Here is a 22,322-nt window from a genome sequence, read left to right on the forward strand (position 1 = left end):
ACCGTCCCCCGGAAGGACCCCCGATGCAACACCGTCGACCGCGTCTGTCCAAGAAGGCGAAGACGCTCCTCGCGAGCTCGGTGGCGCTCGCGGCCGCCGCGTCCGTCACGATCGCCCAGGCGGGCGAGGACAGCAAGAAGTGTGGCGCCTTCGACACCGTCACGATGGGCAAGTACTACGTCAACAACAACCTCTGGGGGCAGGACGACGGCACAGGTACCCAGTGCGTCTGGGACACCTCGCGGTCCGGTGACACCATCGGCTGGGGCACGAGCTACACCTGGTCCAGCAAGGCCGGCAAGGAGAACAACGTCAAGTCGTACGCCAGTACGGTCCTTGGCTGGCACTGGGGCTGGAAGGCCGACAAGGCGGCCACCGAGCTGCCCATCCGGGTCGGCGACCGCAAGCCGGTCAAGACCAGCTGGGACTTCTCGGTCAGCGCCAGTCCGGGCACCATGAACGTCGCGTACGACCTGTGGCTGCACGCCAAGAACAACGCGGACTGGCAGGACCAGCCCACCGACGAAATCATGGTCTGGCTGAACCGGCAGGGCGGCGCGGGCCCGCTCGGCACCAAGTACGGCAGCGTCAGCCTCGACGGCGCCATGTGGGACATCTACCAGGGCGACATCGGCTGGAAGGTGTACTCCTTCGTCCGCCGCACCAACACCACGAAGACCTCTCTCGACCTGAACGACTTCACCCAGGCGCTGGTCCGCCGCAAGCTGCTGAGCAACGACAAGTACCTCTCCGGCATCGAGTCGGGCAGCGAGGTCTTCCGCGGCTCCGGCCGGCTCGACACGAAGTCGTACTCGGTGGACATCGGCTGACCCCAGGGGGGTGCGCATTGGGCCGAACGCTGCGCGAGGACTGGTGGGGTCTTCCGGAATCAGGTAAATACGATCGAGTAGCACCGGTCAGTAACGATCGCTACGAAGAACGGTGTACGAGCCCAAGATCCCTATTCGCGGCGAGGTGAGCCTCATGTCCGCAACACCCCACCAGCCCACAGTCACCGAACGTGAGGCCCGACAGGTCGCCGAGGCCGCGCGCGAACAGGACTGGCGCAAGCCCAGCTTCGCCAAGGAGCTGTTCCTCGGCCGCTTCCGGCTCGACCTGATCCACCCGCACCCGCTCCCGCCCGACGAGGACGCGCAGCGCGGCGAGGAGTTCCTCGCCAAGCTGCGCGACTTCTGCGAGACGAAGATCGACTCGGCCCGTATCGAGCGCGAGGCCCTGATCCCCGACGAGGTCATCAACGGGCTCAAGGAGCTCGGCGCCTTCGGCATGAAGATCGACACCAAGTACGGTGGCCTCGGTCTGACGCAGGTGTACTACAACAAGGCGCTCGCCCTCGTCGGCTCCGCGAGCCCCGCGATCGGCGCACTCCTGTCCGCGCATCAGTCGATCGGCGTACCGCAGCCGCTGAAGCTCTTCGGCACCCAGGAGCAGAAGGACACCTTCCTGCCGCGCTGCGCCCGCACCGACATCTCCGCCTTCCTGCTGACCGAGCCGGACGTCGGCTCCGACCCGGCGCGGCTGGCCACGTCCGCCGTACCGGACGGCGACGACTACGTCCTCGATGGAGTGAAACTCTGGACGACCAACGGCGTCGTCGCAGACCTCCTCGTCGTCATGGCGCGCGTCCCGAAGTCCGAGGGCCACAAGGGCGGCATCACGGCGTTCGTGGTGGAGGCCGGCTCCGAGGGCGTCACCGTCGAGAACCGCAACGCCTTCATGGGCCTGCGCGGCCTGGAGAACGGCGTCACCCGCTTCCACCAGGTGCGCGTACCGGCCGCGAACCGTATCGGCGCCGAGGGCGCGGGCCTCAAGATCGCCCTGACCACCCTCAACACCGGCCGTCTCTCGCTGCCCGCCATGTGCGTGGGCGCGGGCAAGTGGTGTCTGAAGATCGCCCGCGAATGGTCGGCAGCGCGCGAGCAGTGGGGCAAGCCGGTCGCCTTCCACGAGGCGGTCGGCGCGAAGATCTCCTTCATCGCGGCCACGACCTTCGCCCTGGAGGCCGTCCTCGACCTGTCCTCCCAGATGGCCGACGAGAACCGCAACGACATCCGCATCGAGGCCGCCCTCGCCAAGCTGTACGGCTCCGAGATGGCCTGGCTGATGGCCGACGAACTGGTCCAGATCCGCGGCGGCCGAGGCTTCGAGACCGCCGAGTCGCTCGCGGCCCGCGGGGAGCGGGCGGTCCCCGCCGAGCAGATCCTGCGCGACCTGCGCATCAACCGCATCTTCGAGGGCTCGACGGAGATCATGCACCTGCTGATCGCCCGCGAGGCCGTCGACGCCCACCTGTCGGTCGCGGGCGACCTGATCGACCCGGACAAGTCCCTCTCGGACAAGGCGAAGGCGGGCGCGAACGCCGGTGTCTTCTACGCCAAGTGGCTGCCGAAGCTGGTGGCGGGCCCCGGCCAGCTCCCGCGCTCGTACGGCGAGTTCAACCAGCAGGTGGACCTGTCCCCGCATCTGCGGTACGTCGAACGCAGCGCCCGCAAGCTCGCCCGCTCCACCTTCTACGCCATGTCCCGCTGGCAGGGCCGCATGGAGACCAAGCAGGGCTTCCTCGGCCGTATCGTCGACATCGGCGCCGAACTCTTCGCGATGAGCGCGGCCTGCGTCCGCGCCGAACACCTGCGCACCACCGAGGAGTACGGCCGCGAGGCCTACCAACTCGCCGACGCCTTCTGCCGTCAGTCCCGCATCCGCGTCGACGAGCTCTTCAACCGCCTGTGGACCAACACCGACGGCGTTGACCGCAACGTGGTCAAGGGCGTCCTGTCGGGCACCTACGAATGGCTGGAGCAGGGCGTCATCGACCCCTCCGGCGAGGGACCCTGGATCGCCGACGCGACGCCGGGGCCGGCCAATAAGGAGAACGTCCACCGACCCATTCGCTGACCCTTTCCCCAGGAATTCACCGCAGTCCCGTTCGCCATTCTGCCGCTTGCCGCACGGAAGTTGTGCGTCAACAATGAACGGAATGGCGAACGGGGACAGCGGATGCGCCAAGGAGTCGGAGTTTCCGTACAGCTGACGCGCGCCCGCGGGGAGGCGTGGCGGCAGCTGAACGACTGCGCGTTGTCCCTTGTCGACGAGGTGCCCAGGCCGCCCGTGGCCTCCTTCGACGCCGCACGGATCCGGCGAATCAACAGAGCGTCCGGATTCTCCAGCGGGCCAATCGATGGATATCGGTTCTGGGGGAATTCCCATGGCAGGTAAAGGTCTGGACGCCCTCACCGGAAGGATCATGCGGGCCGGCGAGGGCAGGATGCTGCGCCGCCTGGAGCGCATCGCCGAACAGGTGGGCTCCCTGGGGGAAGAGTTCACGTCGCTGACCGACGAGGAACTCCACGCGCTCACCGCGGAGTTCAAGGAGCGGTACGCGGGCGGCGAGAGCCTGGACGACCTGTTGCCGGAGGCCTTCGCCGCGATGCGCGAGGCGGCCCGGCGCGTCCTCGGCATGCGCCACTTCGACGTACAGATCATGGGCGGCGCGGCGCTCCACTCCGGCAACATCGCCGAGATGCAGACGGGGGAGGGCAAGACCCTGGTCGGCACGCTGCCCGTGTATCTGAACGCCTTGACCGGCAAAGGAGTTCACCTCGTCACGGTCAACGACTATCTGGCCGAGCGGGACGCCGAGTGGATGGGGCGCGCGTACCGGTTCATGGGGCTGACCGTCGGCGTGATCAAGACCCAGTCGACCCCGGCCGAGCGGCGCGCGCAGTACGCCTGCGACATCACCTACGGCACCAACACCGAGTTCGGCTTCGACTATCTGCGCGACAACATGGCGTGGTCGCAGGACGAACTGGTCCAGCGGGGGCACCACTTCGCGATCGTCGACGAGGCCGACTCGATCCTCATCGACGAGGCCCGCACCCCACTGATCATCTCCGGTCCTGCCGATCAGCCCACGCACTGGTACGAGGCCTTCGCCGCGTTCGCGCTGCGGATGAAGGGCGTGCGCGTACTGGAGGAGCAGTTCACCACCCCGGCGGACAAGGACCGCCTCGCCCAGCTGCGCACCCAGTACGACTACGAGTACGACCCGAAGAAGCGCACGGTCGCGGTCCTGGACCCGGGAGTGGAGTACGTCCAGGACCAGCTCGGCATCGACAGCCTCTACGAGTCCGACCACACCCCGCTCATCGGCCACCTCAACAACGCCCTCAAGGCCAAGGAGCACTTCAAGAAGGACAAGGACTACGTCGTCGTGGACGGCGAGGTGCTGATCGTCGACGAGCACACCGGCCGCATCCTCGCGGGCCGCCGCTACAACGAGGGCCTGCACCAGGCGATCGAGGCCAAGGAAGGCGTGACGATCAAGGACGAGAACCAGACGCTCGCCACGATCACCCTGCAGAACTTCTTCCGCCTCTACGAGAAGCTGGCCGGCATGACCGGCACCGCCATGACCGAGGCGGCCGAGTTCCACCAGATCTACAAGCTGCACGTCGTCCCGATCCCCACGAACCGGCCGATGGTCCGCCGCGACGACCCCGACCAGATCTACCGCACCGAGGAGGCGAAATACGCCGCGATCCTCGCGGACATCGCCGAGAAGCACGAGCTGGGCCAGCCGGTCCTGGTGGGCACCACCTCCGTCGAGAAGTCCGAGGTGCTCTCCGCCCGCCTGCGCAAGCAGGGCATCCGGCACGAGGTGCTCAACGCCAAGAACCACCAGCGCGAGGCCCAGATCGTCGCGCAGGCCGGGCGCAGGGGAGCGGTCACCGTCGCCACCAACATGGCGGGCCGCGGCACCGACATCATGCTCGGCGGCAACCCGGACGCGATGGCACGGGCGGAGACCGGCGAGGACGCGGAGCCCGAGGAGCGGGAGCGGGTGCTCGACCGGATCACCTCGGCGGCCGCCACCGAGCACGACGAGGTCAAGGAACTCGGCGGCCTCTACGTCCTCGGCACCGAGCGGCACGAGTCACGGCGCATCGACAACCAGCTGCGCGGCCGCTCCGGCCGCCAGGGCGACCCCGGTGCCTCCCGCTTCTACCTCTCGCTCCAGGACGACCTGATGCGGCTGTTCCGCGCCAACGTGGTCGACCGGGTGATGGCCATGGCGAACGTCCCCGACGACGTACCCATCGAGAACAAGATGGTGACCCGCGCCATCGCGTCCGCCCAGGCCCAGCTGGAGCAGCAGCACTTCGAGTCCCGCAAGGACGTCCTGAAGTTCGACGAGGTCCTCAACCGCCAGCGCACCCTCATCTACGCCGAACGCCGCCGCGTCCTCGCGGGCGAGGACCTGAGCGAACAGATCGTCCACTTCATGGACGACACAGTGCGGGCGTACATCGAGCAGGAGACCGGCGAAGGCTTCCCCGAGGAATGGGACCTGGAACGGCTGTGGGGCGCGCTCAAGCAGCTGTACCCGATGGGGATCACCGTCGAGGACCTGGAGGAGGAGGCCGGAGACCGCGCGAACCTCACCGCCGACGGCCTGATCGAGGCGGTGACGGCCGACATTCACGCCGGGTACGAGCAGCGCGAGGCCGAACTCGGCGCCGAGGCCCTGCGCGACCTGGAACGCCTGGTCGTCCTCTCCGTCCTCGACCGCAAATGGCGGGAGCACCTCTACGAGATGGACTACCTGCGCGACGGCATCGGGCTGCGCTGGACCCTCGGCCGGGAGCCGATCGTCGAGTACGAGCGCGAGGGCTTCGACATGTACGGCGCGATGACCGACGCCATCAAGGAGGAGTCCGTCGGCTACGTCTTCAACCTCGACGCCACGGCCCCGGGCGCCGAGACCCTCGAACGCCCGGGCCGTACCGACGGCCTCCACTTCACCGCACCGACGCTGGACACCGCCGAGGGCGTGGTCGAGGGTGACTTCACCCTGGCCGACGCGCCGCCGGACCAGCCCGAACTCCTGCCGCCGCGGGACGCCCCCGTTCCGCCCCGCGCGCGCACCAAGGCCTGTAAGCAGCGTCGGCGCAGGCGTTAGCTGTACGTGTCGCTAGCAGTACTTGTCGCTGGGATCGTGCGTCGTCCACGAGCACGAGTCGACCTTGGAGCCGCTCGACTTGGTGAGGGTGGCGGTGTCGCTGGTGTTGTTCCAGACGTAGGCGCCGCGGTCCTGGTACTTGTTCGACGTGGTGTCGGTGCCCTTGCCGGTGTGCACCTTCATCGTCTTGCCCGCCCCGATCTTCACATTGGGGAAGGTGTACTTGTGGTTCGAGGCGTCCTTCAGGATCCAGCCCTTGATCGAGATCGCCGACGAACTGGTGTTCTTGATCTGCACCCACTCGCCGTTCAGGCTCGTGTTGGAGCGGTTGTCCGAGCCCGGGCTGTCGAACCAGACGTGGTAGATCGTCACACCGCCGGCGGCCTGCGCCGGAGTGCTGAGAAACGTGCCCGTGAGAACCACGGCGCCCGCGAGCGCGGGCAGGGCAGCGCGTATCCGCATGAAGAAACCCCCCAGGGTGTCGTTCCCCGGCCGGTCGTCCACCGGCCAGTGGTGAAGTGCTATCACATGATCTTCACGGGAGGTTCACGAAGGGGGGTTCTGGCCCACCGGGCACACCGAAGTGGTATTGCGGCAGGAAGTGGGGGCGCGCTGTCCTGCCGGGGACGCGTTGCGGCCACAATGGAGGGATGAGCGACAGTCCAGCCCCCCTCGCTGATCCGCATCTTGTCTTCGACCCCGTGGACGGAGTCCGGGATGTCGTGATCCTCGGCTCCACCGGCTCGATCGGCACCCAGGCCATCGACCTCGTGCTGCGCAACCCCGACCGGTTCCGGGTCACCGCGCTCTCCGCCGCCGGCGGCAGGGTCGGACTCCTCGCGGAGCAGGCCCACCGGCTGCGCGTACGGACCGTCGCCGTCGCCCGCGAGGACGTCGTACCGGCGCTGCGCGAGGCCCTCGCGGCGCAGTACGCCCCCGGCGAGACGCTTCCCGAGATACTGGCCGGAGCGGACGCCGCCACCCAGCTCGCCGCCTCCGACAGCCACACCGTGCTCAACGGCATCACCGGCTCCATCGGTCTCGCCCCGACCCTCGCCGCCCTGGAGGCGGGCCGCACCCTCGCGCTCGCCAACAAGGAGTCGCTCATCGTCGGCGGCCCGCTGGTGAAGGCGCTGGCCAAGCCGGGCCAGATCATCCCCGTGGACTCCGAGCACGCCGCCCTGTTCCAGGCGCTGGCCTCCGGCACCCGCGCCGATGTGCGCAAGCTGGTCGTGACCGCCTCCGGTGGCCCCTTCCGCGGTCGTACGAAGGCGGAGCTGGCGGACGTCACCCCCACCGACGCCCTCGCGCACCCCACCTGGGCCATGGGCCCGGTCATCACGATCAACTCCGCGACCCTGGTCAACAAGGGACTGGAAGTCATCGAGGCGCACCTCCTCTACGACATTCCCTTCGACCGCATTGAGGTGGTCGTGCATCCCCAGTCGTATGTCCACTCGATGGTGGAATTCACGGACGGATCGACGATCGCCCAGGCGACGCCCCCCGACATGGGCGGGCCGATCGCCATCGGGCTCGGCTGGCCCGAGCGCGTCCCGGACGCGGCCCCCGCGTTCGACTGGACCACGGCGTCGAGCTGGGAGTTCTTCCCGCTCGACAACGACGCGTTCCCGTCGGTCGGGCTCGCCCGGCACGTCGGGCAGCTCGCGGGTACGGCCCCGGCGGTGTTCAATGCCGCAAACGAGGAGTGCGTGGACGCGTTCCTGAACGGCACACTGCCGTTCAACGGGATCATGGAGACCGTCACACGGGTGGTCGAGGAACACGGCACACCGGATACGGGAACTTCCCTGACCGTCGCGAACGTCCTCGAAGCGGAGACCTGGGCGCGCGCCCGGGCCCGTGAACTGACGGTACGGACGACAACCGCGGAGGCTCGTGCATGACGACCCTGATGATGATCCTCGGCATAGTCGTCTTCGTGATCGGCCTGCTCATCTCGATCGCGTGGCACGAGCTGGGACATCTGTCGACGGCCAAGCTCTTCGGCATCCGTGTGCCGCAGTACATGGTCGGCTTCGGCCCGACCATCTGGTCACGCAAGAAGGGCGAGACCGAATACGGGGTGAAGGCGGTCCCGCTCGGCGGCTACATCCGCATGATCGGAATGTTCCCGCCCGGCCCGGACGGCCGTATCGAGGCCCGCTCGACCTCCCCCTTCCGGGGCATGATCGAGGACGCCAGATCGGCCGCGTTCGAGGAGCTCAAGCCCGGCGACGAGTCCCGCCTCTTCTACACGCGCAAGCCGTGGAAGCGCGTGATCGTGATGTTCGCCGGCCCCTTCATGAACCTCATCCTGGCCGTCGCGATCTTCCTCGGCGTGATGATGACGTTCGGCGTCCAGACCCAGACCACCACGGTCGGCGCGGTGTCGCCCTGCGTCATCCAGGCCAGCGAGAACCGCGACGAGTGCAAGAAGAGCGACCCGGTCGCACCCGCCGAGGCCGCCGGCCTCAAGAACGGCGACAAGATCATCGCGTTCAACGGCAAGACGGTCACCGACTGGTCGACCCTCCAGTCCGACATCCGCGCCAACCCCGGCAAGGCCGTCACCGTCACCGTGATGCGCAAGGGCGAGCAGGTCGACCTGACCGCCCACCTGGTCAAGAACCAGGTCAGCAAGACCGACGGCAACGGCGGATATGTCGACGGCGACTACGTCTACGCCGGCTGGTTCGGCTTCACACCCGCCACCGGCATCGTCGAGCAGTCCTTCTCGCAGTCCGTGAACCGCATGGGCGACATGATGCAGAACGGCGTCGAGTCGCTGGTCGCGCTCCCCGGCAAGGTCCCCGACCTCTGGAACGCGACCTTCGGGGACGCCCCCCGCAAGGCCGACTCCCCGATGGGCGTGGTCGGCGCGGCCCGCATCGGCGGTGACGTCTTCACGCTGGACATCCCCGCTTCCCAGCAGGTCGCGATGATGCTGCTCCTGGTGGCCGGCTTCAACCTGTCCCTCTTCCTCTTCAACATGCTCCCGCTGCTCCCGCTCGACGGAGGGCACATCGCCGGCGCCCTGTGGGAGTCGCTGCGGCGCAACACGGCGAAGGTCCTGAAGCGGCCCGACCCGGGCCCCTTCGACGTGGCGAAGCTGATGCCCATCGCGTATGTGGTGGCCGGAATCTTCGTCTGCTTCACGGTTCTGGTGCTCATCGCGGACGTGGTCAACCCGGTGAAAATCTCCTAGCAAGGCACTGTTCGCGGCGGCCGGGCACCCTGGGTGTCCGGCCGCCATCCATTGGGTGGGTTTAGAGGCGTGATGTGCTCGGGCGTTCGCCCGTGCCGTAATCTCGAAGCCTGGAGCCCACGATTCCGGGACCTTGATCCACAACTTGGGGTTGCACAGCAGATGACTGCGATTTCTCTCGGCATGCCGTCCGTTCCGACCAAGCTGGCCGAGCGCCGGAAGAGCCGGCAGATCCAGGTCGGAACCGTGGCCGTGGGTGGAGACGCACCGGTGTCGGTGCAGTCGATGACGACGACGCGTACGTCGGACATCGGCGCCACGCTCCAGCAGATCGCCGAGCTGACCGCGTCCGGCTGCCAGATCGTGCGGGTGGCGTGCCCCACGCAGGACGACGCGGACGCGCTCGCGACGATCGCCCGCAAGTCCCAGATCCCCGTCATCGCGGACATCCACTTCCAGCCGAAGTACGTCTTCGCGGCGATCAAGGCCGGCTGCGCCGCCGTCCGCGTCAACCCCGGCAACATCAAGCAGTTCGACGACCAGGTCAAGGAGATCGCGCGGGCCGCGAAGGACACCGGCACCCCGATCCGGATCGGCGTCAACGCCGGCTCGCTCGACCGGCGGCTGCTCCAGAAGTACGGCAAGGCGACCCCCGAGGCGCTCGTCGAGTCCGCCCTCTGGGAAGCCTCCCTCTTCGAGGAGCACGACTTCCGGGACATCAAGATCTCGGTCAAGCACAACGACCCGGTGGTCATGGTCAACGCCTACCGTCAGCTGGCGGCCGCGTGCGACTACCCGCTGCACCTCGGTGTGACGGAGGCGGGCCCCGCCTTCCAGGGCACGATCAAGTCGGCCGTCGCCTTCGGGGCGCTGCTCTCCGAGGGCATCGGCGACACGATCCGCGTCTCCCTGTCGGCACCTCCGGCCGAGGAGGTCAAGGTCGGCATGCAGATCCTGGAGTCGCTGAACCTCAAGCAGCGGCGCCTGGAGATCGTCTCCTGCCCGTCGTGCGGCCGTGCCCAGGTCGATGTGTACAAGCTGGCCGAAGAGGTCACCGCCGGGCTCGACGGCATGGAGGTCCCGCTCCGCGTCGCCGTCATGGGCTGTGTGGTGAACGGTCCCGGCGAGGCGCGCGAGGCCGACCTCGGCGTCGCCTCCGGCAACGGCAAGGGACAGATCTTCGTCAAGGGCGAGGTCATCAAGACCGTGCCCGAGTCGAAGATCGTCGAGACGCTGATCGAGGAAGCGATGAAGCTCGCCGAGCAGATGGAGGCTGACGGCATTGCCTCCGGCGAGCCTTCGGTGTCGGTCGCCGGCTGACCCGCCTTGTGGCGCAAGGGACCCGGGTGCCCCTCCGGAGGTGGCGCCCGGGTCCCTTGCGTGCGGTGCTGCTCGGCATCTCCGGTTAAAGTACGGAGATCAGCAGACCGTGTGACTCCGCCCCGAGGGGGCTTCTCGCAGTGATGCGACGGTCAAGCCCTGACCGGTGCTCGCGAACGAGCGCACGACGACGCTAACAGGGCGTGCGACGCGCTGTCGTTGCCCGCAAGGAGTGATGGAGCCGCCTCGTTGTTGACCCAGACCACCACCAGGGTCCTCGAACCGAGTGACCTGGACGCCGCGCTCGCCGTCCTCGACCGCGAGCCGGTCGCGAACGCGTTCGTCGCGTCCCGGGTGCAGATCGCGGGCCTCGACCCATGGCGGCTCGGCGGCGAGATGTGGGGCTGGTACGAGGACGGCATGCTCCAGTCCCTGTGCTACGCCGGCGCCAACCTGGTGCCGATCTGCGCCACCTCACGGGCGGTGCGCGGCTTCGCCGACCGGGCCAGAAGAGCCGGCCGCCGCTGCTCCTCGATCGTCGGCCCCGCCGACCCCACCACCCAGCTGTGGCGGCTGCTCGAACCGAGCTGGGGCCCCGCCCGCGAGGTCCGCGGCCACCAGCCACTGATGATCACCGACCGGCTGCCCGCCGACATCGCCCCGGATCCGTACGTCCGCCGCATCCGCAAGGACGAGATGGAGACGATCATGCCGGCCTGCGTGGCCATGTTCACCGAGGAGGTCGGCGTCTCGCCGCTCGCCGGTGACGGCGGGCTGCTCTACCAGGCACGCGTGGCCGAACTCGTCGGCTCCGGACGCTCGTTCGCCCGCCTCGACCAGAACGGCAAGGTCGTCTTCAAGGCGGAGATCGGCGCCGCGACCACCCGGGCCTGCCAGATCCAGGGCGTCTGGGTCGCGCCTGAATACCGGGGACAAGGCCTGGCCGCCCCCGGCATGGCCGCCGTACTGCGCTACGCCCTCGCCGACGTGGCCCCGGTCGTCAGCCTCTACGTCAACGACTTCAACACGGCGGCCAGGTCGACGTATCGCAGGGTCGGCTTCCAGGAGATCGGCGCCTTCATGAGCGTCCTGTTCTGATCCAACCCCTGTAGGGGGCGCGACCAGCCACAACGGACCCGCACCAGAACGACAACCCCCACCCTCCCTGTAGAGTCCCCGCATGCCGCGCTTCCCCGGTCAGGGCCACCGCAACCCCGGCGACGTGGTCATCGGCCCACTAGATCTCGCCGCCCGCGTCGACGAGGCGCTCGCCGTGCAGGCCATCGCCTTCGGGCTGGGGGCGGAAGAGATCGCCGTACGCCGGCAGATCGTTCTGCGTCACCTCACCTACCCGGGCGCCCGCTCCCTCGGCGCGACGACGGCCGACGGACGGCTCGTCGGGTTCGTCTACGGCATGCCCAACGACCGTACGCACTGGTGGTCCACCGTCGTCGAGCCGTACCTGCGCGGCCGGGGCCACGACGGCTGGCTCGACAACTCCTTCGTGATCACCGAACTGCATGTCCACCCGCGCCACCAGAACCGTGGCATCGGCCGCTCCCTGATCACCGGCATCACGGACAGCGCCGCCGAACCCCGCTCGATCCTCTCCGCGATCGACACGGACAGCCCGGCCCGCGGCCTCTACCACTCCCTCGGCTACGAGGACCTGGCCCGACAGGTCGTGTTCCCCAGCGCCCCCAAGCCGTACGCCGTGATGGGCGCCCCTTTGCCCCTGCGCCACCGTTAACCGATTTCCACCGTCCCGTACCGCCCGGCTAACCTCCTGCCATCACCCTTCAGCAGCAGGAGTAAAGAATCATGGCCCAGGTCCAGCGCATGTCCCGGTTGATGGTCAAGACACTGCGCGACGACCCGGCGGACGCCGAGGTACTCAGCCACAAGCTGCTGGTGCGCGCCGGCTATGTGCGCCGCACCGCCGCCGGCGTGTGGTCCTGGCTGCCGCTCGGCAAGAAGGTCCTGGCCAATGTCGAACGGATCGTCCGCGAGGAGATGGACGCCATGGGCGCCCAGGAGGTCTCGCTCCCCGCGCTGCTGCCGAAGGAGCCCTACGAGGCGACCGGCCGCTGGGAGGAGTACGGCCCCGAGCTGTTCCGCCTCAACGACCGCAAGGGCGGCGACTACCTCCTCGGCCCGACCCACGAGGAGATCTTCACCCTCCTGGTCAAGGACCAGTGCACGTCCTACAAGGACCTGCCCGTGATCCTCTACCAGATCCAGACCAAGTACCGCGACGAGGCCCGCCCCCGCGCCGGCATCCTGCGCGGCCGCGAGTTCCTGATGAAGGACTCGTACTCCTTCGACCTGGAGGACGAGGGTCTGGCGAAGTCGTACGCCCTGCACCGCGAGGCGTACCAGAAGATCTTCGCGCGCCTCGGCCTCGACTACCGCATCTGCGCGGCGACCGCGGGCGCCATGGGCGGCTCCAAGTCGGAGGAGTTCCTCGCCCCGGCCGCGGCCGGCGAGGACACCTTTGCCGACTGCCCCAACTGCGACTACGCCGCCAACACCGAGGCGATCACGTACGCGCTCCAGCCGGTGGACGGGTCGGCCGTCCCCGCCCTGGAAGAGATCCCCACCCCCGACACCCCCACCATCGAGACGCTCGCCGCGCACCTGGGCGTGCAGGCCTCCGAGACCCTCAAGAACCTCCTCATCAAGGTGGACGGCGAGATCGTCGCGATCGGCGTCCCCGGCGACCGCGAGGTCGACATGGGCAAGGTCGAGGCGCACTTCGCCCCGGCTCCCGTCGAACTCGTCACCGCCACGGACTTCGTGGGCCGCGACGACCTGGTCCGCGGTTACGTCGGCCCCCAGGGCCTGGAGAAGGTCCGCTACATCGCCGACCCGCGCATCGCCCCCGGCACCGCCTGGATCACCGGCGCCAACAAGGAGGGCCTGCACGCGAAGAACGTCGTCGCGGGCCGTGACTTCGAGGTCGACGAGTACGTCGACGCCGTGGTCGTCCAGGAAGGCGACCCGTGCCCCTCCTGCGGTACCGGCCTCAAGCTGGACCGCGCCATCGAGATCGGCCACATCTTCCAGCTCGGCCGCAAGTACGCCGACGCCCTCGGCCTCGACGTCCTCGGTCCGCAGGGCAAGCCGGTCCGCGTGACCATGGGCTCCTACGGCATCGGTGTCTCCCGCGCCGTCGCCGCCCTCGCCGAGCAGCACGCCGACGAGAAGGGCCTGGTCTGGAGCAAGGAGGTCGCCCCCGCCGACGTCCACGTGGTCGCCGCGGGCAAGGCCCTGCAGACCGAACTGGCCCTCGACGTCTCCGACAAGCTGGCCGCGGCCGGAGTCCGGGTCCTGGTCGACGACCGCGCCGGCGTCTCCCCGGGCGTGAAGTTCACCGACGCCGAGCTCATCGGCGTACCGCAGATCCTGGTGGCCGGCCGCCGTTCGGCCGAGGGTGTCCTGGAGCTCAAGGACCGCCGCACCGGCGAGCGCGAGGAACTGACCGTCGACGAGGCGATCGCCCGCCTGACGGCCCAGTAGTCGTAGATTCCCGTAGCCGAAGTGCTTGAAGTCTGCAATTAAAGACGTCTCTCAGAGACTTCTTCCGAGGCGTATGGGTGCCTCACAGACTTCTCTCAGGCTGCTCCCCGACCGTAGGACGTGACAGAGCGTCACTCGGGAGGGGAGCAGCCATGACAGGCAGCGAGCGGGGGGCCGCCGCGGCGGTCCGCAGAGGAGCACGGCGTACGGCGGCCGCGGCAGCGGCGGTGACACTGGCGGCGGCGGCTGGGGTGTTCGCCCTGGTGGGTTCGATGCAGGCGGCCGCGGACGCCGACACGACGGCGTCCGGCAGCACGGGTTCGTCGAGTTCGAGTTCGGGTTCGAGCACGGGTACGGGCTCTGGTTCGAGCGGCGACACGGACTCGTCGTCGTCTTCGTCCTCCTCGGAGAGCTCAGAGAGTTCAGGGGATTCTTCCTCGTCGAACTCCTCCTCGGGCCTCCAGGCGTCGTCCGACGGACTGACCTCCTCCGGCAGCAGCGGCTCGGCCGACTCCACTTCGGGGGCGTCGTGATGAGCACGGCTTTCCGTCCCACGGCCGCCGCCGACTGGCGTGCCCTCGGCACGAGCGTCCGGCTGGTCGTCACCGACCCGGCGCTGCTGGACTCCTGCAACCTGCTGCTCGCCCGGCAGCTGGCCGAGGTCGACGCCACGTGCAGCCGTTTCCGCCCGGACTCCGAGCTGGCGGCCCTCGACAGCTCCGAAGGGCGACCGGTCAAGGTCAGCCCGCTGCTGGCCGAGGCACTGGCCGTCGCGCTGCGCGCCGCCGAGGCGACGGACGGCGCCGTCGACCCGACCGTCGGCTCGGCGATGAACGCCCTCGGCTACGACCGTGACTTCCAGCTGCTTCAGGAGGACGGCCGCCCCGTACGGCTCACCGTGCGTCCGGTGCCCGGCTGGCGCCAGGTACGGCTGGACCGCGCGGCCGGCACGGTCACCGTCCCGGCCGGGGTCCGCCTCGATCTGGGCGCCACGGCCAAGGCGTGGGCCGCCGACAGGGCCGCCGCGATGCTCGCCCATGCGGCGGGGTGCGGCGTCCTGGTGAGCCTCGGCGGCGACACGGCCGTCGCGGGCGAACCACCGGCGGGCGGCTGGCGCATCCGCGTCCAGGACGCCACGGGCCCGGTCGACGAGACCCCGGCACCGGGCTCGTACGCCACGATCGGCGTCCGCAGCGGCGGCCTCGCGACCTCCGGCACCACGGCCCGCCGCTGGCGCCGCGGCACCCACGACCTCCACCACATCATCGACCCGCACACGGGCCTGCCCGCCGAGACGCCGTGGCGCACGGTCTCGGTCGCGGCGGCCACCTGCGCCGACGCCAACGCGGCGAGCACAGCGGCCCTGGTCAAGGGCAAGAACGCGACACGCTGGCTGACCAGGCTGGGCCTGCCGGCAAGGCTGGTGGCGCGAGACGGAACGGTCCTCACGACCCCGGGCTGGCCCCAGCCCGAGCCCAGCTGGCCCGCTTCGCGGCCGGCGCGGGGATTTTCAGCCCGTCCGGCGTTTGAGGACGAGGCCGTTCAGGCCGAACGGGGGTCTGGGGGCGCAACCCCCAGGGATGGGACGGGTAGGGGCGGCGGGGGCGAACAAGCGCCGAAGGCGCCGACCGTGAGCACCGCGCCGACCGCGCGGGCCGCGGCATGACGGACTCCTCCATCCTCTGGTACGCCAACAGAGCCACCGGCGCGGTCTCGCTCGTCCTGTTCACGGTCGTCGTCCTGCTCGGCACAGCGGTAAGACTTCGCGGCCGTCTCCCCGGCCTCCCCCGCTTCGGCACAGTGACCCTCCACCGCACCCTCTCCCTCTCCGCCACCGCCTTCCTCGCCCTGCACATCACCGCGGCGATCGCCGACGGCTACGTCAACATCACCACCCTCGACGCCGTCGTCCCCTTCGTCTCCGACTACCAGCCCCTCTGGCTGGGCCTCGGCACCGTCGCCCTGGACCTGCTGCTCGCGGTTCTGATCACCAGCCTGCTCCGCGCCCGCCTGGGCCACCGCACCTGGCGAGCGGTGCACTGGCTGGCGTACGCCTCCTGGCCGATCGCGCTGATCCACGGCATCGGTATCGGCACGGACGCCGGCACCACCTGGATGCTCTGGCTGACGGTCTCCTGCGTGGCCGCCGTCCTCACGGCGTTCGGCATCCGCGTCACCCAGGCGGCCCGCGCCTCCCGGCGCACCCCGTCCGCACTGCTTCGTACCGCCGAGGGAGCCCGCTCATGACCATGACCTTCACGGACATCTACATGCCGCCGCGGCTGCTCGCCCCCGGCGGCACCCCGGCCGGTTTCACCACCCACCAGCAGCGCTACGGCCCCCTGTCCCACGGCAACCCGGTCCACCTGCTGCGCACGCTCGCCGAATCGGGGCTCACCGGCCGCGGCGGCGCCGCGTTCCCCACGTACCGCAAGCTGGCCGCGGTCGCGGAGGCCGGGCGCCGCACGGGCCGCGCCCCGGTCGTCGTGGCGAACGGCGCGGAGGGTGAGCCCGCGAGCGCGAAGGACAGGACGCTGCTGCGGCTGTCTCCCCATCTCGTCCTGGACGGGCTGCAGTTGGCGGCCGAGGCGGTCGGCGCGGGGGAGGCGTACCTCGCGGTCGAGGACGGCGCGACGCCGCTCGAAACGGCACTCACCGAGCGCCGGGACCCCCTGCCGGTGCGCACGGTACGCGTTCCGAAGCGCTTCCTCTCCGGCCAGTCCTCGGCCCTCACCCAGTACATCTCCGGGCACGCCGCGCTGCCCCGGCACCAGCGCCCCCCGGTGCGCGAACAGGGTGTGCACCGGGCGCCGACCCTCGTCCAGAACGTGGAGACGCTCGCCCACTTCGCTCTGATAGCCCGCTACGGCGCCGACTGGTTCCGCTCCGCGGGCACGCCGGCCGAACCGGGCAGCGCACTGTGCACGGTGCATGTGCCGGGCCGCGAGGTACGGGTGGTGGAGGCGCCTTTCGGTATGCCGCTGCACCGGCTGCTGCCGCTGGACGGCATCGGCGCGGTCCTGATCGGCGGCTACCACGGCACGTGGATCCCGGCCGCCGAGGCCGCGACCCGTCCGCTCAGCATGGCCGGCCTCGGCGCGGGCGTACTGGCGGCCCTGCCCGCCGACCACTGCGGCCTCGCCGAAACCGCCCGCGTCCTGCGCTATCTGGCCCTCGAATCGGCGGGCCAGTGCGGCCCCTGCCTCAACGGCCTGCCCCGGATCGCCGCGGCCTTCCAGACCCTGGCGTCCCCGGGACCGCACGGCACCGCCCGCGAGGACGTCGCCCGCTGGGCCGGACTCGTGGAGGGCCGCGGCGCCTGCCACCACCCCGACGGCACGGTCCGCCTGGTCCGCAGCGCACTCACGACGTTCGCCGTCGAACTCGACGCCCATGCCCGCGGTCACTGCACGGCGACCGACCGCACCCCCCTGCTGCCCGTCCCCGGAAGCCGGAGCTGACATGAAAGCCGCCACCGTCACCGCCGCCGACACCGATCCGCGGCTCGACATCGACTGGACCGCCTGCCAGGGCCACGGCCTGTGCGCCGAACTCCTCCCCGAGCACATCGCGCTCGACGAGTGGGGCTACCCCGTGCTCGACCGGGGCCCTGTCCCTCGTACGGCCCTGAAGCGCGCGCGCAGAGCAGCGGCCGACTGCCCCGTGCTGGCCCTCAAACTCACCACGACACAGGGGAGTTGAGCCAGTAAGGAGGCGGGCGTCAGAGCCAGCCCGCGAACTCCAGCAGCAGCTCCGCGTCCTGCGGACGTCCGACCCGGCGCGCCCGGACCCCGGACTCGACCGCCCGGAACAGGGTCCAGCCCCGCAGCCGCTCCTGGTCCACCTCCAGGGACTCGGCGAGCCGCTTCACCCGCCGCCGGGTGATCGACGAACCCGAGGGCGAGGCGATCAGATCCTCCACCCGGTCGCGGACCAGCCGGGCCAGGTCGAAGGCACACTCACCGACCACCGGATCGGGGCCCACGGCCAGCCAGGGCATCCGCTCGGCGGCGAGCACCTTGCTCTGCCGGAAGGTGCCGTGCAGCAGCCGCTCCTCGGGCGGGTCGGCGAGCAGCGCGTCGCGGGCCGCGAGCGCCGCCTCCACCAGGGAGCCGACCTCGGCGTCGGCACCGGCGCTCGCCCGCATCGCCTCGGCCTGCCGGCCGGTCCGCTCGGCGACGGTCTCGAACACATGGGCGGCGGGTGGCTCGACCCACAGCCGCCGCAGCGTGCCCGCCGCCTCCAGCAGTGCCTTCGCCTCGGGCAGCGACCGCACGGACATGTCCGGGTGCAGCCGCTCCAGCAGCAGTACGCCGTGGGTGTCGCCGGGATTGAGGAGCCGGACCGCGCCCCGTCCGTCCCAGTGGGCGAGCGCGGCCCGTTCGCTCTCCGGACGGGCCCGCTCGGGAGCCAGCTTCAGCACGGCGGGCGTCCCGCCGACCAGCCGTACCAGCACGACCAGGCTGCTGCGCCCGCCGGGCGCCTGCACCCGCTCCACGGTCAACTCGCGTAGATCCACGGCCTGTTGGGCCAGCTCGGGCAGCTTGTCCAGCCAGTCACCGGCTCCGCCGCCTCCGTTGTGCTGCGTCTCGCCGAGTGCCCGCACGAGGCGCTGCGGCGGTTCGAAAGCCATGCGCGAGTTGTTTCCTTCCAGGTCGCGTTACGTCTGCGGGGGTGCCGACGCGGAGGGGGTGGCCGCCCGTTCGGCGAGCCCAGGGAAGGCTACGCTCTCGCCGCGCCAGCGCACCGCCCGCACCGCCGCCTCCCGCAGCGCCTCGGCGGCCGTGCGCCGCTGGTCGCCCGTGGAGGCGCGTACGAGGTCGGAGTACACCCCGGCCACACGTTCCTCCAGCTCTGCCGCGAACCGTACGGCCGTGCCGGAGTCCTTCACGGCGAACGGCAACGCGTACGCCGCCGCCGAGGCCTCGGGCTTGCCGTCCAGGTCCCGCACGGCGCGCTCCAGCTCGTCCCGGCGCGCCCGGTGGGCGTCGTACGCCGCCCGCGCCTCGTCCCGCCTGCCCGCGCCGATCTTGCCGCCGACGACGCCGTACCCGTAGACGACGGCGTGCTCGGCACCCAGCGCGGCCTGCAGGGCCTTGAGCTCGGCTTCCTTGGCCGCGGCGGCCTTCTGGGCCTGCTTGGTGCTCTGGGCGCTCTGGGTGCTCCTGGCGCCCTTGGTTTCCCTGGTCCCGCTCACTTGGCCCCCTCCGTCAGCAAAAACGCGTGTGCGGCCCCGGCCGCCGCAACGCTGGCCAGCAGCCTGGCCAGCTCTCCCGGGACCTCCAGCAAGGCCTTGGTGCGCTCGTCCGCGAGGGTGCGCTCGGCGGAGGCGAGGTCGCTGAGGGCGTCCTTCTCCCGAACCGGTACGGAGGGGGAGGCGCTCGGGTGCGCCGACGCGGCCGACGCGGACGCCGAATCCGAAGGGGAGGGCGATGCGGAGGGCGACGCGGGGGACGAGGCGGTCGCCGAAGGGGATGCCGACGGGCTGCTCCCCGTACCCCCGAACGCCTGCGCGTGCCGTACGACCTCCGCGTGCAGGGGGCTCAGCCGCTCCGCCAGTGCCGGGTGCACGGCGATCACGGCGGTGTAGCGGCCGGCCAGGGTCTCGCTGTCGCGGGCCGCGCGGGCGCGTGCCTGGTCCGCGGCCGAGGGGGTGCTGCCGGCCGTGGTGTCGGTGGACTGCTCAGGGGTGGAGCAGCCCGCGAGGACGAGGGTGCCCGCGGCCGATGCGAGCAGGGTCCTTCGGCGCGGGCCCGGGGGGGTGCGCGACGGCAGGGTGAACGGCACGGCAGACGTCCTCGGAGGGCTCGTACGAAAGGGAGGGCGATACGCCCGTGATCACGGTACCCGCGCCCCACCCGATCACTCGCCAGCGCCTCTCCCGGGACACGGTTTTCGCCCCCGCCGCCCCTACCCGTCCCATCCTTCTGGGGCTCCGCCCCAGACCCCGTGGGCCGGTTCTTTGGCTGCGGGTGGGTGGGGGCTGGGCCAAAAGATTGCGCAGTTCCCCGCGCCCCTGACGGCTCGGGGCTGCGCCCCGTCGCCTCCGGTGCTTTTAGGGGCGCGGGGAACTGCGCGACCAGCCCCCACCCACCCGCAGACGACTCTCTTCAGGGGCGCGGGGAACTGCGCAATCTTTTGGGGGTCTGGGGGCGGAGCCCCCAGGGATGGGACGGGTAGGGGCGGCGGGGGCGAGGAAAACGCGACGCACCCGCACCCCGTCACGGTGGACGGCAACACCCCCCGCGACCGGATACCCTTTGACCTGACACACGACCTACCCACAACAGCACACGCGGCCGAGGAGTCACCCGGATGAGCACCACCCAGAGCGAGAGGCTGCGAGAACTGCTGGAACCGCTCGTCAGCTCTCAGGGACTCGATCTCGAGGAGATCGAGGTGGACTCGGTCGGGCGCAAGCGCGTGCTGCGTGTCGTCGTCGACTCGGACGAGGGTGCCGACCTGGACGCGATCGCCGATGTGAGCCGCGCGCTCTCGGCGAAGCTCGACGAGACGGACGCGATGGGTGCGGGTGAGTACACCCTCGAGGTCGGAACCCCCGGTGCCGAGCGCGAGCTCAAGGAGCACCGTCACTACGTACGCGCCACGGACCGGCTGGTGAAGTTCCAGCTGGAGGACGATGGCGAACTGGTCGCGCGCATCCTGACGGTCGAGGACGACGGTATCGACGTCGAGGTGCCGGGCGTGAAGGGGCGCAAGCCCACCGCCAAGCGGCTCGCCTTCGCGGACATCGCCAAGGCGCGCGTCCAGGTCGAGTTCAACCGCAAGAACAAGAACGAAGAGAACGCAGAGGAGGCGTAGCCGTGGACATCGACATGAGTGCCCTGCGGGGCTTGGTGCGGGAGAAGGAGATCTCCTTCGACCTGCTGGTCGAGGCGATCGAGTCGGCCCTCCTCATCGCCTACCACCGCACCGAGGGAAGCCGCCGCCACGCGCGCGTGAAGCTCGACCGGGAGACCGGCCATGTGACCGTGTGGGCGAAGGAGGACCCCCAGGAGCTGGAGGAGGGGCAGGAGGCACGCGAGTTCGACGACACCCCGTCGGACTTCGGCCGGATCGCCGCCACCACCGCCAAGCAGGTCATCCTCCAGCGTCTGCGCGACGCGGAGGACGACGCGACGCTCGGTGAGTACGCCGGACGTGAGGGCGACATCGTCACCGGTGTGGTCCAGCAGGGGCGCGACCCCAAGAACGTGCTGGTCGACATCGGCAAGCTGGAGGCCATCCTGCCGGTGCAGGAGCAGGTCCCGGGTGAGAACTACGAGCACGGTCTGCGGCTGCGCTCGTACGTCGTTCGGGTGGCGAAGGGTGTCCGCGGTCCGTCCGTGACCCTCTCCCGTACGCACCCCAATCTGGTGAAGAAGCTCTTCGCGCTCGAGGTGCCGGAGATCGCCGACGGTTCCGTCGAGATCGCCGCCATCGCGCGCGAGGCCGGCCACCGTACGAAGATCGCCGTCCGGTCGACCCGCAGCGGCCTGAACGCCAAGGGTGCCTGCATCGGCCCCATGGGCGGGCGCGTGCGCCAGGTCATGGCCGAGCTGAACGGCGAGAAGATCGACATCGTCGACTGGTCGGACGACCCGGCCGAGATGGTCGCGAACGCGCTCTCCCCGGCCCGTGTCTCCAAGGTCGAGGTCGTGGACCTCGCGGCCCGCTCCGCGCGGGTGACGGTCCCCGACTACCAGCTGTCGCTGGCGATCGGCAAGGAAGGGCAGAACGCCCGCCTCGCCGCCCGCCTCACGGGCTGGCGGATCGACATCCGTCCGGACACCGAGCAGCCGTCCGAGGAGCCCTCGCGGCGGTCCGGGGAATAGCAGCGGGAATAGATCTGAGCCGCAGGTGGCTTAGATCACGACAACAACCGTTCGATTCTTGCCCCAAAGGGGTGAGGTCGGTACGGGGAGGTAGACTAAAGAGTGTCTGGCCGGACGCGAGCCCGCGCATGCCCTGAGCGCACCTGTGTGGGGTGCCGGGAGCGAGCGGCCAAGAAGGATCTGCTGCGCATCGTGGCGGTCGAGGGTGAATGTGTCCCCGATCATCGCGGTACGCTGCCCGGCCGGGGTGCCTATGTGCACCCCGCCCTGGTCTGTCTCGACCTGGCGGTCCGCCGCCGGGCGATCCCACGGGCGCTGCGTGCCCCGGGAGCGCTCGACACAGCGGCGTTGCGCCTCTACGTCGAGCAGGCAACACCGTAAGAAGCGTCGTACGGAACCCCCGTGCGGCCCTGGTACCCCCCGCGAGTTGGAAGTAGGTCGAGATTGCGATGAGCAC

Annotated in this window: 21 protein-coding genes; 16 read left to right on the forward strand and 5 right to left on the reverse strand. The window is 70.1% G+C overall.

From position 1 onward, the window contains the following. Nucleotides 1-23: 23 nt before the first annotated feature. The 3 genes from OG975_RS34455 (at nt 24) to secA (ending at nt 5,983) form a co-directional block, all read left to right on the forward strand. Entirely contained in the window at nt 24-830 is an 807-nt protein-coding gene (locus OG975_RS34455; protein WP_406333212.1) for a GH12 family glycosyl hydrolase domain-containing protein, read from the forward strand. A 154-nt stretch (nt 831-984) separates the two neighbouring features. Beyond that, complete coding sequence (locus OG975_RS34460) at nt 985-2,916, forward strand: acyl-CoA dehydrogenase family protein (RefSeq protein WP_406333213.1); 1,932 nt, start codon at nt 985-987, stop codon at nt 2,914-2,916. A 310-nt stretch (nt 2,917-3,226) separates the two neighbouring features. Further along, on the forward strand, nt 3,227-5,983 hold the full coding sequence (secA, locus tag OG975_RS34465) for a preprotein translocase subunit SecA (protein WP_406333214.1): 2,757 nt from the start codon (nt 3,227-3,229) through the stop codon (nt 5,981-5,983). Between the two features lie 12 nt (nt 5,984-5,995). On the opposite strand, the gene OG975_RS34470 is transcribed toward secA, so the two are convergent. Further along, a complete protein-coding gene (locus tag OG975_RS34470) occupies nt 5,996-6,445 on the reverse strand; it encodes a lamin tail domain-containing protein (RefSeq protein WP_406333215.1) in 450 nt (149 codons plus the stop codon). 188 nt (nt 6,446-6,633) lie between these two features. On the opposite strand from OG975_RS34470, the gene dxr reads away from it, so the two are divergent. The 6 genes from dxr to OG975_RS34500 all read left to right on the forward strand — a co-directional run bounded on the left by dxr (nt 6,634) and on the right by OG975_RS34500 (nt 14,030). Beyond that, a complete protein-coding gene (dxr, locus tag OG975_RS34475; protein WP_406333216.1) occupies nt 6,634-7,890 on the forward strand; it encodes a 1-deoxy-D-xylulose-5-phosphate reductoisomerase in 1,257 nt (418 codons plus the stop codon). After that, nucleotides 7,887-9,191, forward strand: coding sequence for a M50 family metallopeptidase (locus tag OG975_RS34480; RefSeq protein WP_406333217.1), 1,305 nt, complete (start codon nt 7,887-7,889; stop codon nt 9,189-9,191). The genes dxr and OG975_RS34480 overlap by 4 nt, the downstream gene beginning before the upstream one ends. A gap of 162 nt (nt 9,192-9,353) precedes the next feature. Continuing rightward, nucleotides 9,354-10,511, forward strand: coding sequence for a flavodoxin-dependent (E)-4-hydroxy-3-methylbut-2-enyl-diphosphate synthase (gene ispG, locus OG975_RS34485; RefSeq protein WP_406333218.1), 1,158 nt, complete (start codon nt 9,354-9,356; stop codon nt 10,509-10,511). 249 nt (nt 10,512-10,760) lie between these two features. Beyond that, the gene (locus tag OG975_RS34490; RefSeq protein WP_406333219.1) at nt 10,761-11,609 is read left to right on the forward strand and encodes a GNAT family N-acetyltransferase; all 849 of its coding nucleotides are present in this window, start codon (nt 10,761-10,763) and stop codon (nt 11,607-11,609) included. 82 nt (nt 11,610-11,691) lie between these two features. Further along, nucleotides 11,692-12,261: a GNAT family N-acetyltransferase gene (locus tag OG975_RS34495; RefSeq protein ID WP_406333221.1), complete on the forward strand. Its 570-nt coding sequence runs from the start codon at nt 11,692-11,694 to the stop codon at nt 12,259-12,261. A 71-nt stretch (nt 12,262-12,332) separates the two neighbouring features. Continuing rightward, nucleotides 12,333-14,030: a proline--tRNA ligase gene (locus tag OG975_RS34500; protein WP_406333222.1), complete on the forward strand. Its 1,698-nt coding sequence runs from the start codon at nt 12,333-12,335 to the stop codon at nt 14,028-14,030. Between the two features lie 82 nt (nt 14,031-14,112). Here OG975_RS34500 and OG975_RS34505 read toward each other — a convergent pair whose 3' ends face one another. Beyond that, complete coding sequence (locus tag OG975_RS34505) at nt 14,113-14,547, reverse strand: hypothetical protein (protein WP_406333223.1); 435 nt, start codon at nt 14,545-14,547, stop codon at nt 14,113-14,115. Between the two features lie 15 nt (nt 14,548-14,562). Here OG975_RS34505 and OG975_RS34510 point away from each other — a divergent pair, with 15 nt between their 5' ends. From OG975_RS34510 to OG975_RS34525, 4 genes are read left to right on the forward strand one after another with little or no spacing between them, the layout of a single operon-like run. Further along, complete coding sequence (locus OG975_RS34510) at nt 14,563-15,696, forward strand: FAD:protein FMN transferase (protein ID WP_406333225.1); 1,134 nt, start codon at nt 14,563-14,565, stop codon at nt 15,694-15,696. After that, nucleotides 15,693-16,277, forward strand: coding sequence for a ferric reductase-like transmembrane domain-containing protein (locus OG975_RS34515; protein WP_406333226.1), 585 nt, complete (start codon nt 15,693-15,695; stop codon nt 16,275-16,277). The genes OG975_RS34510 and OG975_RS34515 overlap by 4 nt, the downstream gene beginning before the upstream one ends. Further along, entirely contained in the window at nt 16,274-17,491 is a 1,218-nt protein-coding gene (locus OG975_RS34520) for an NADH-ubiquinone oxidoreductase-F iron-sulfur binding region domain-containing protein (RefSeq protein ID WP_406333227.1), read from the forward strand. Before OG975_RS34515 ends, OG975_RS34520 begins: the two co-directional genes overlap by 4 nt. 1 nt (nt 17,492) lies before the next feature. Then, nucleotides 17,493-17,732, forward strand: a complete 240-nt coding sequence (locus OG975_RS34525) for a ferredoxin (protein ID WP_406333229.1) — start codon at nt 17,493-17,495, stop codon at nt 17,730-17,732. 19 nt (nt 17,733-17,751) lie between these two features. On the opposite strand, the gene OG975_RS34530 is transcribed toward OG975_RS34525, so the two are convergent. From OG975_RS34530 to OG975_RS34540, 3 genes are all read right to left on the reverse strand, one after another. Next, complete coding sequence (locus tag OG975_RS34530; RefSeq protein ID WP_406333230.1) at nt 17,752-18,663, reverse strand: aminoglycoside phosphotransferase family protein; 912 nt, start codon at nt 18,661-18,663, stop codon at nt 17,752-17,754. A 27-nt stretch (nt 18,664-18,690) separates the two neighbouring features. Further along, nucleotides 18,691-19,122, reverse strand: a complete 432-nt coding sequence (locus tag OG975_RS34535) for a ferritin-like domain-containing protein (RefSeq protein WP_406336606.1) — start codon at nt 19,120-19,122, stop codon at nt 18,691-18,693. A 101-nt stretch (nt 19,123-19,223) separates the two neighbouring features. Next, entirely contained in the window at nt 19,224-19,817 is a 594-nt protein-coding gene (locus tag OG975_RS34540) for a hypothetical protein (RefSeq protein ID WP_406333231.1), read from the reverse strand. Between the two features lie 528 nt (nt 19,818-20,345). Here OG975_RS34540 and rimP point away from each other — a divergent pair. From rimP to OG975_RS34555, 3 genes are all read left to right on the forward strand, one after another. Further along, nucleotides 20,346-20,852: a ribosome maturation factor RimP gene (gene rimP, locus OG975_RS34545; protein ID WP_406333232.1), complete on the forward strand. Its 507-nt coding sequence runs from the start codon at nt 20,346-20,348 to the stop codon at nt 20,850-20,852. 2 nt (nt 20,853-20,854) lie between these two features. Continuing rightward, nucleotides 20,855-21,865, forward strand: a complete 1,011-nt coding sequence (nusA, locus tag OG975_RS34550) for a transcription termination factor NusA (protein ID WP_406333234.1) — start codon at nt 20,855-20,857, stop codon at nt 21,863-21,865. A gap of 102 nt (nt 21,866-21,967) precedes the next feature. After that, complete coding sequence (locus OG975_RS34555) at nt 21,968-22,246, forward strand: YlxR family protein (RefSeq protein WP_327432133.1); 279 nt, start codon at nt 21,968-21,970, stop codon at nt 22,244-22,246. Nucleotides 22,247-22,322: the final 76 nt, after the last annotated feature.

Origin of the sequence: Streptomyces sp. NBC_00203, from assembly GCF_045206325.1 — a bacterium.
In the GTDB taxonomy this organism is placed as follows: Bacteria; Actinomycetota; Actinomycetes; order Streptomycetales; family Streptomycetaceae; genus Streptomyces; species Streptomyces lutosisoli.

What these genes read in the sequence shown, in the direction of transcription:
- OG975_RS34455 (WP_406333212.1), top strand. Translation starts at nt 24, where the DNA reads ATGCAACACCGTCGACCGCGTCTGTCCAAGAAGGCGAAGACGCTCCTC.
- OG975_RS34460 (WP_406333213.1), top strand. Translation starts at nt 985, where the DNA reads ATGTCCGCAACACCCCACCAGCCCACAGTCACCGAACGTGAGGCCCGA.
- secA (WP_406333214.1), top strand. Translation starts at nt 3,227, where the DNA reads ATGGCAGGTAAAGGTCTGGACGCCCTCACCGGAAGGATCATGCGGGCC.
- OG975_RS34470 (WP_406333215.1), bottom strand. Translation starts at nt 6,445, where the DNA reads ATGCGGATACGCGCTGCCCTGCCCGCGCTCGCGGGCGCCGTGGTTCTC.
- dxr (WP_406333216.1), top strand. Translation starts at nt 6,634, where the DNA reads ATGAGCGACAGTCCAGCCCCCCTCGCTGATCCGCATCTTGTCTTCGAC.
- OG975_RS34480 (WP_406333217.1), top strand. Translation starts at nt 7,887, where the DNA reads ATGACGACCCTGATGATGATCCTCGGCATAGTCGTCTTCGTGATCGGC.
- ispG (WP_406333218.1), top strand. Translation starts at nt 9,354, where the DNA reads ATGACTGCGATTTCTCTCGGCATGCCGTCCGTTCCGACCAAGCTGGCC.
- OG975_RS34495 (WP_406333221.1), top strand. Translation starts at nt 11,692, where the DNA reads ATGCCGCGCTTCCCCGGTCAGGGCCACCGCAACCCCGGCGACGTGGTC.
- OG975_RS34500 (WP_406333222.1), top strand. Translation starts at nt 12,333, where the DNA reads ATGGCCCAGGTCCAGCGCATGTCCCGGTTGATGGTCAAGACACTGCGC.
- OG975_RS34510 (WP_406333225.1), top strand. Translation starts at nt 14,563, where the DNA reads ATGAGCACGGCTTTCCGTCCCACGGCCGCCGCCGACTGGCGTGCCCTC.
- OG975_RS34515 (WP_406333226.1), top strand. Translation starts at nt 15,693, where the DNA reads ATGACGGACTCCTCCATCCTCTGGTACGCCAACAGAGCCACCGGCGCG.
- OG975_RS34520 (WP_406333227.1), top strand. Translation starts at nt 16,274, where the DNA reads ATGACCATGACCTTCACGGACATCTACATGCCGCCGCGGCTGCTCGCC.
- OG975_RS34525 (WP_406333229.1), top strand. Translation starts at nt 17,493, where the DNA reads ATGAAAGCCGCCACCGTCACCGCCGCCGACACCGATCCGCGGCTCGAC.
- OG975_RS34530 (WP_406333230.1), bottom strand. Translation starts at nt 18,663, where the DNA reads ATGGCTTTCGAACCGCCGCAGCGCCTCGTGCGGGCACTCGGCGAGACG.
- rimP (WP_406333232.1), top strand. Translation starts at nt 20,346, where the DNA reads ATGAGCACCACCCAGAGCGAGAGGCTGCGAGAACTGCTGGAACCGCTC.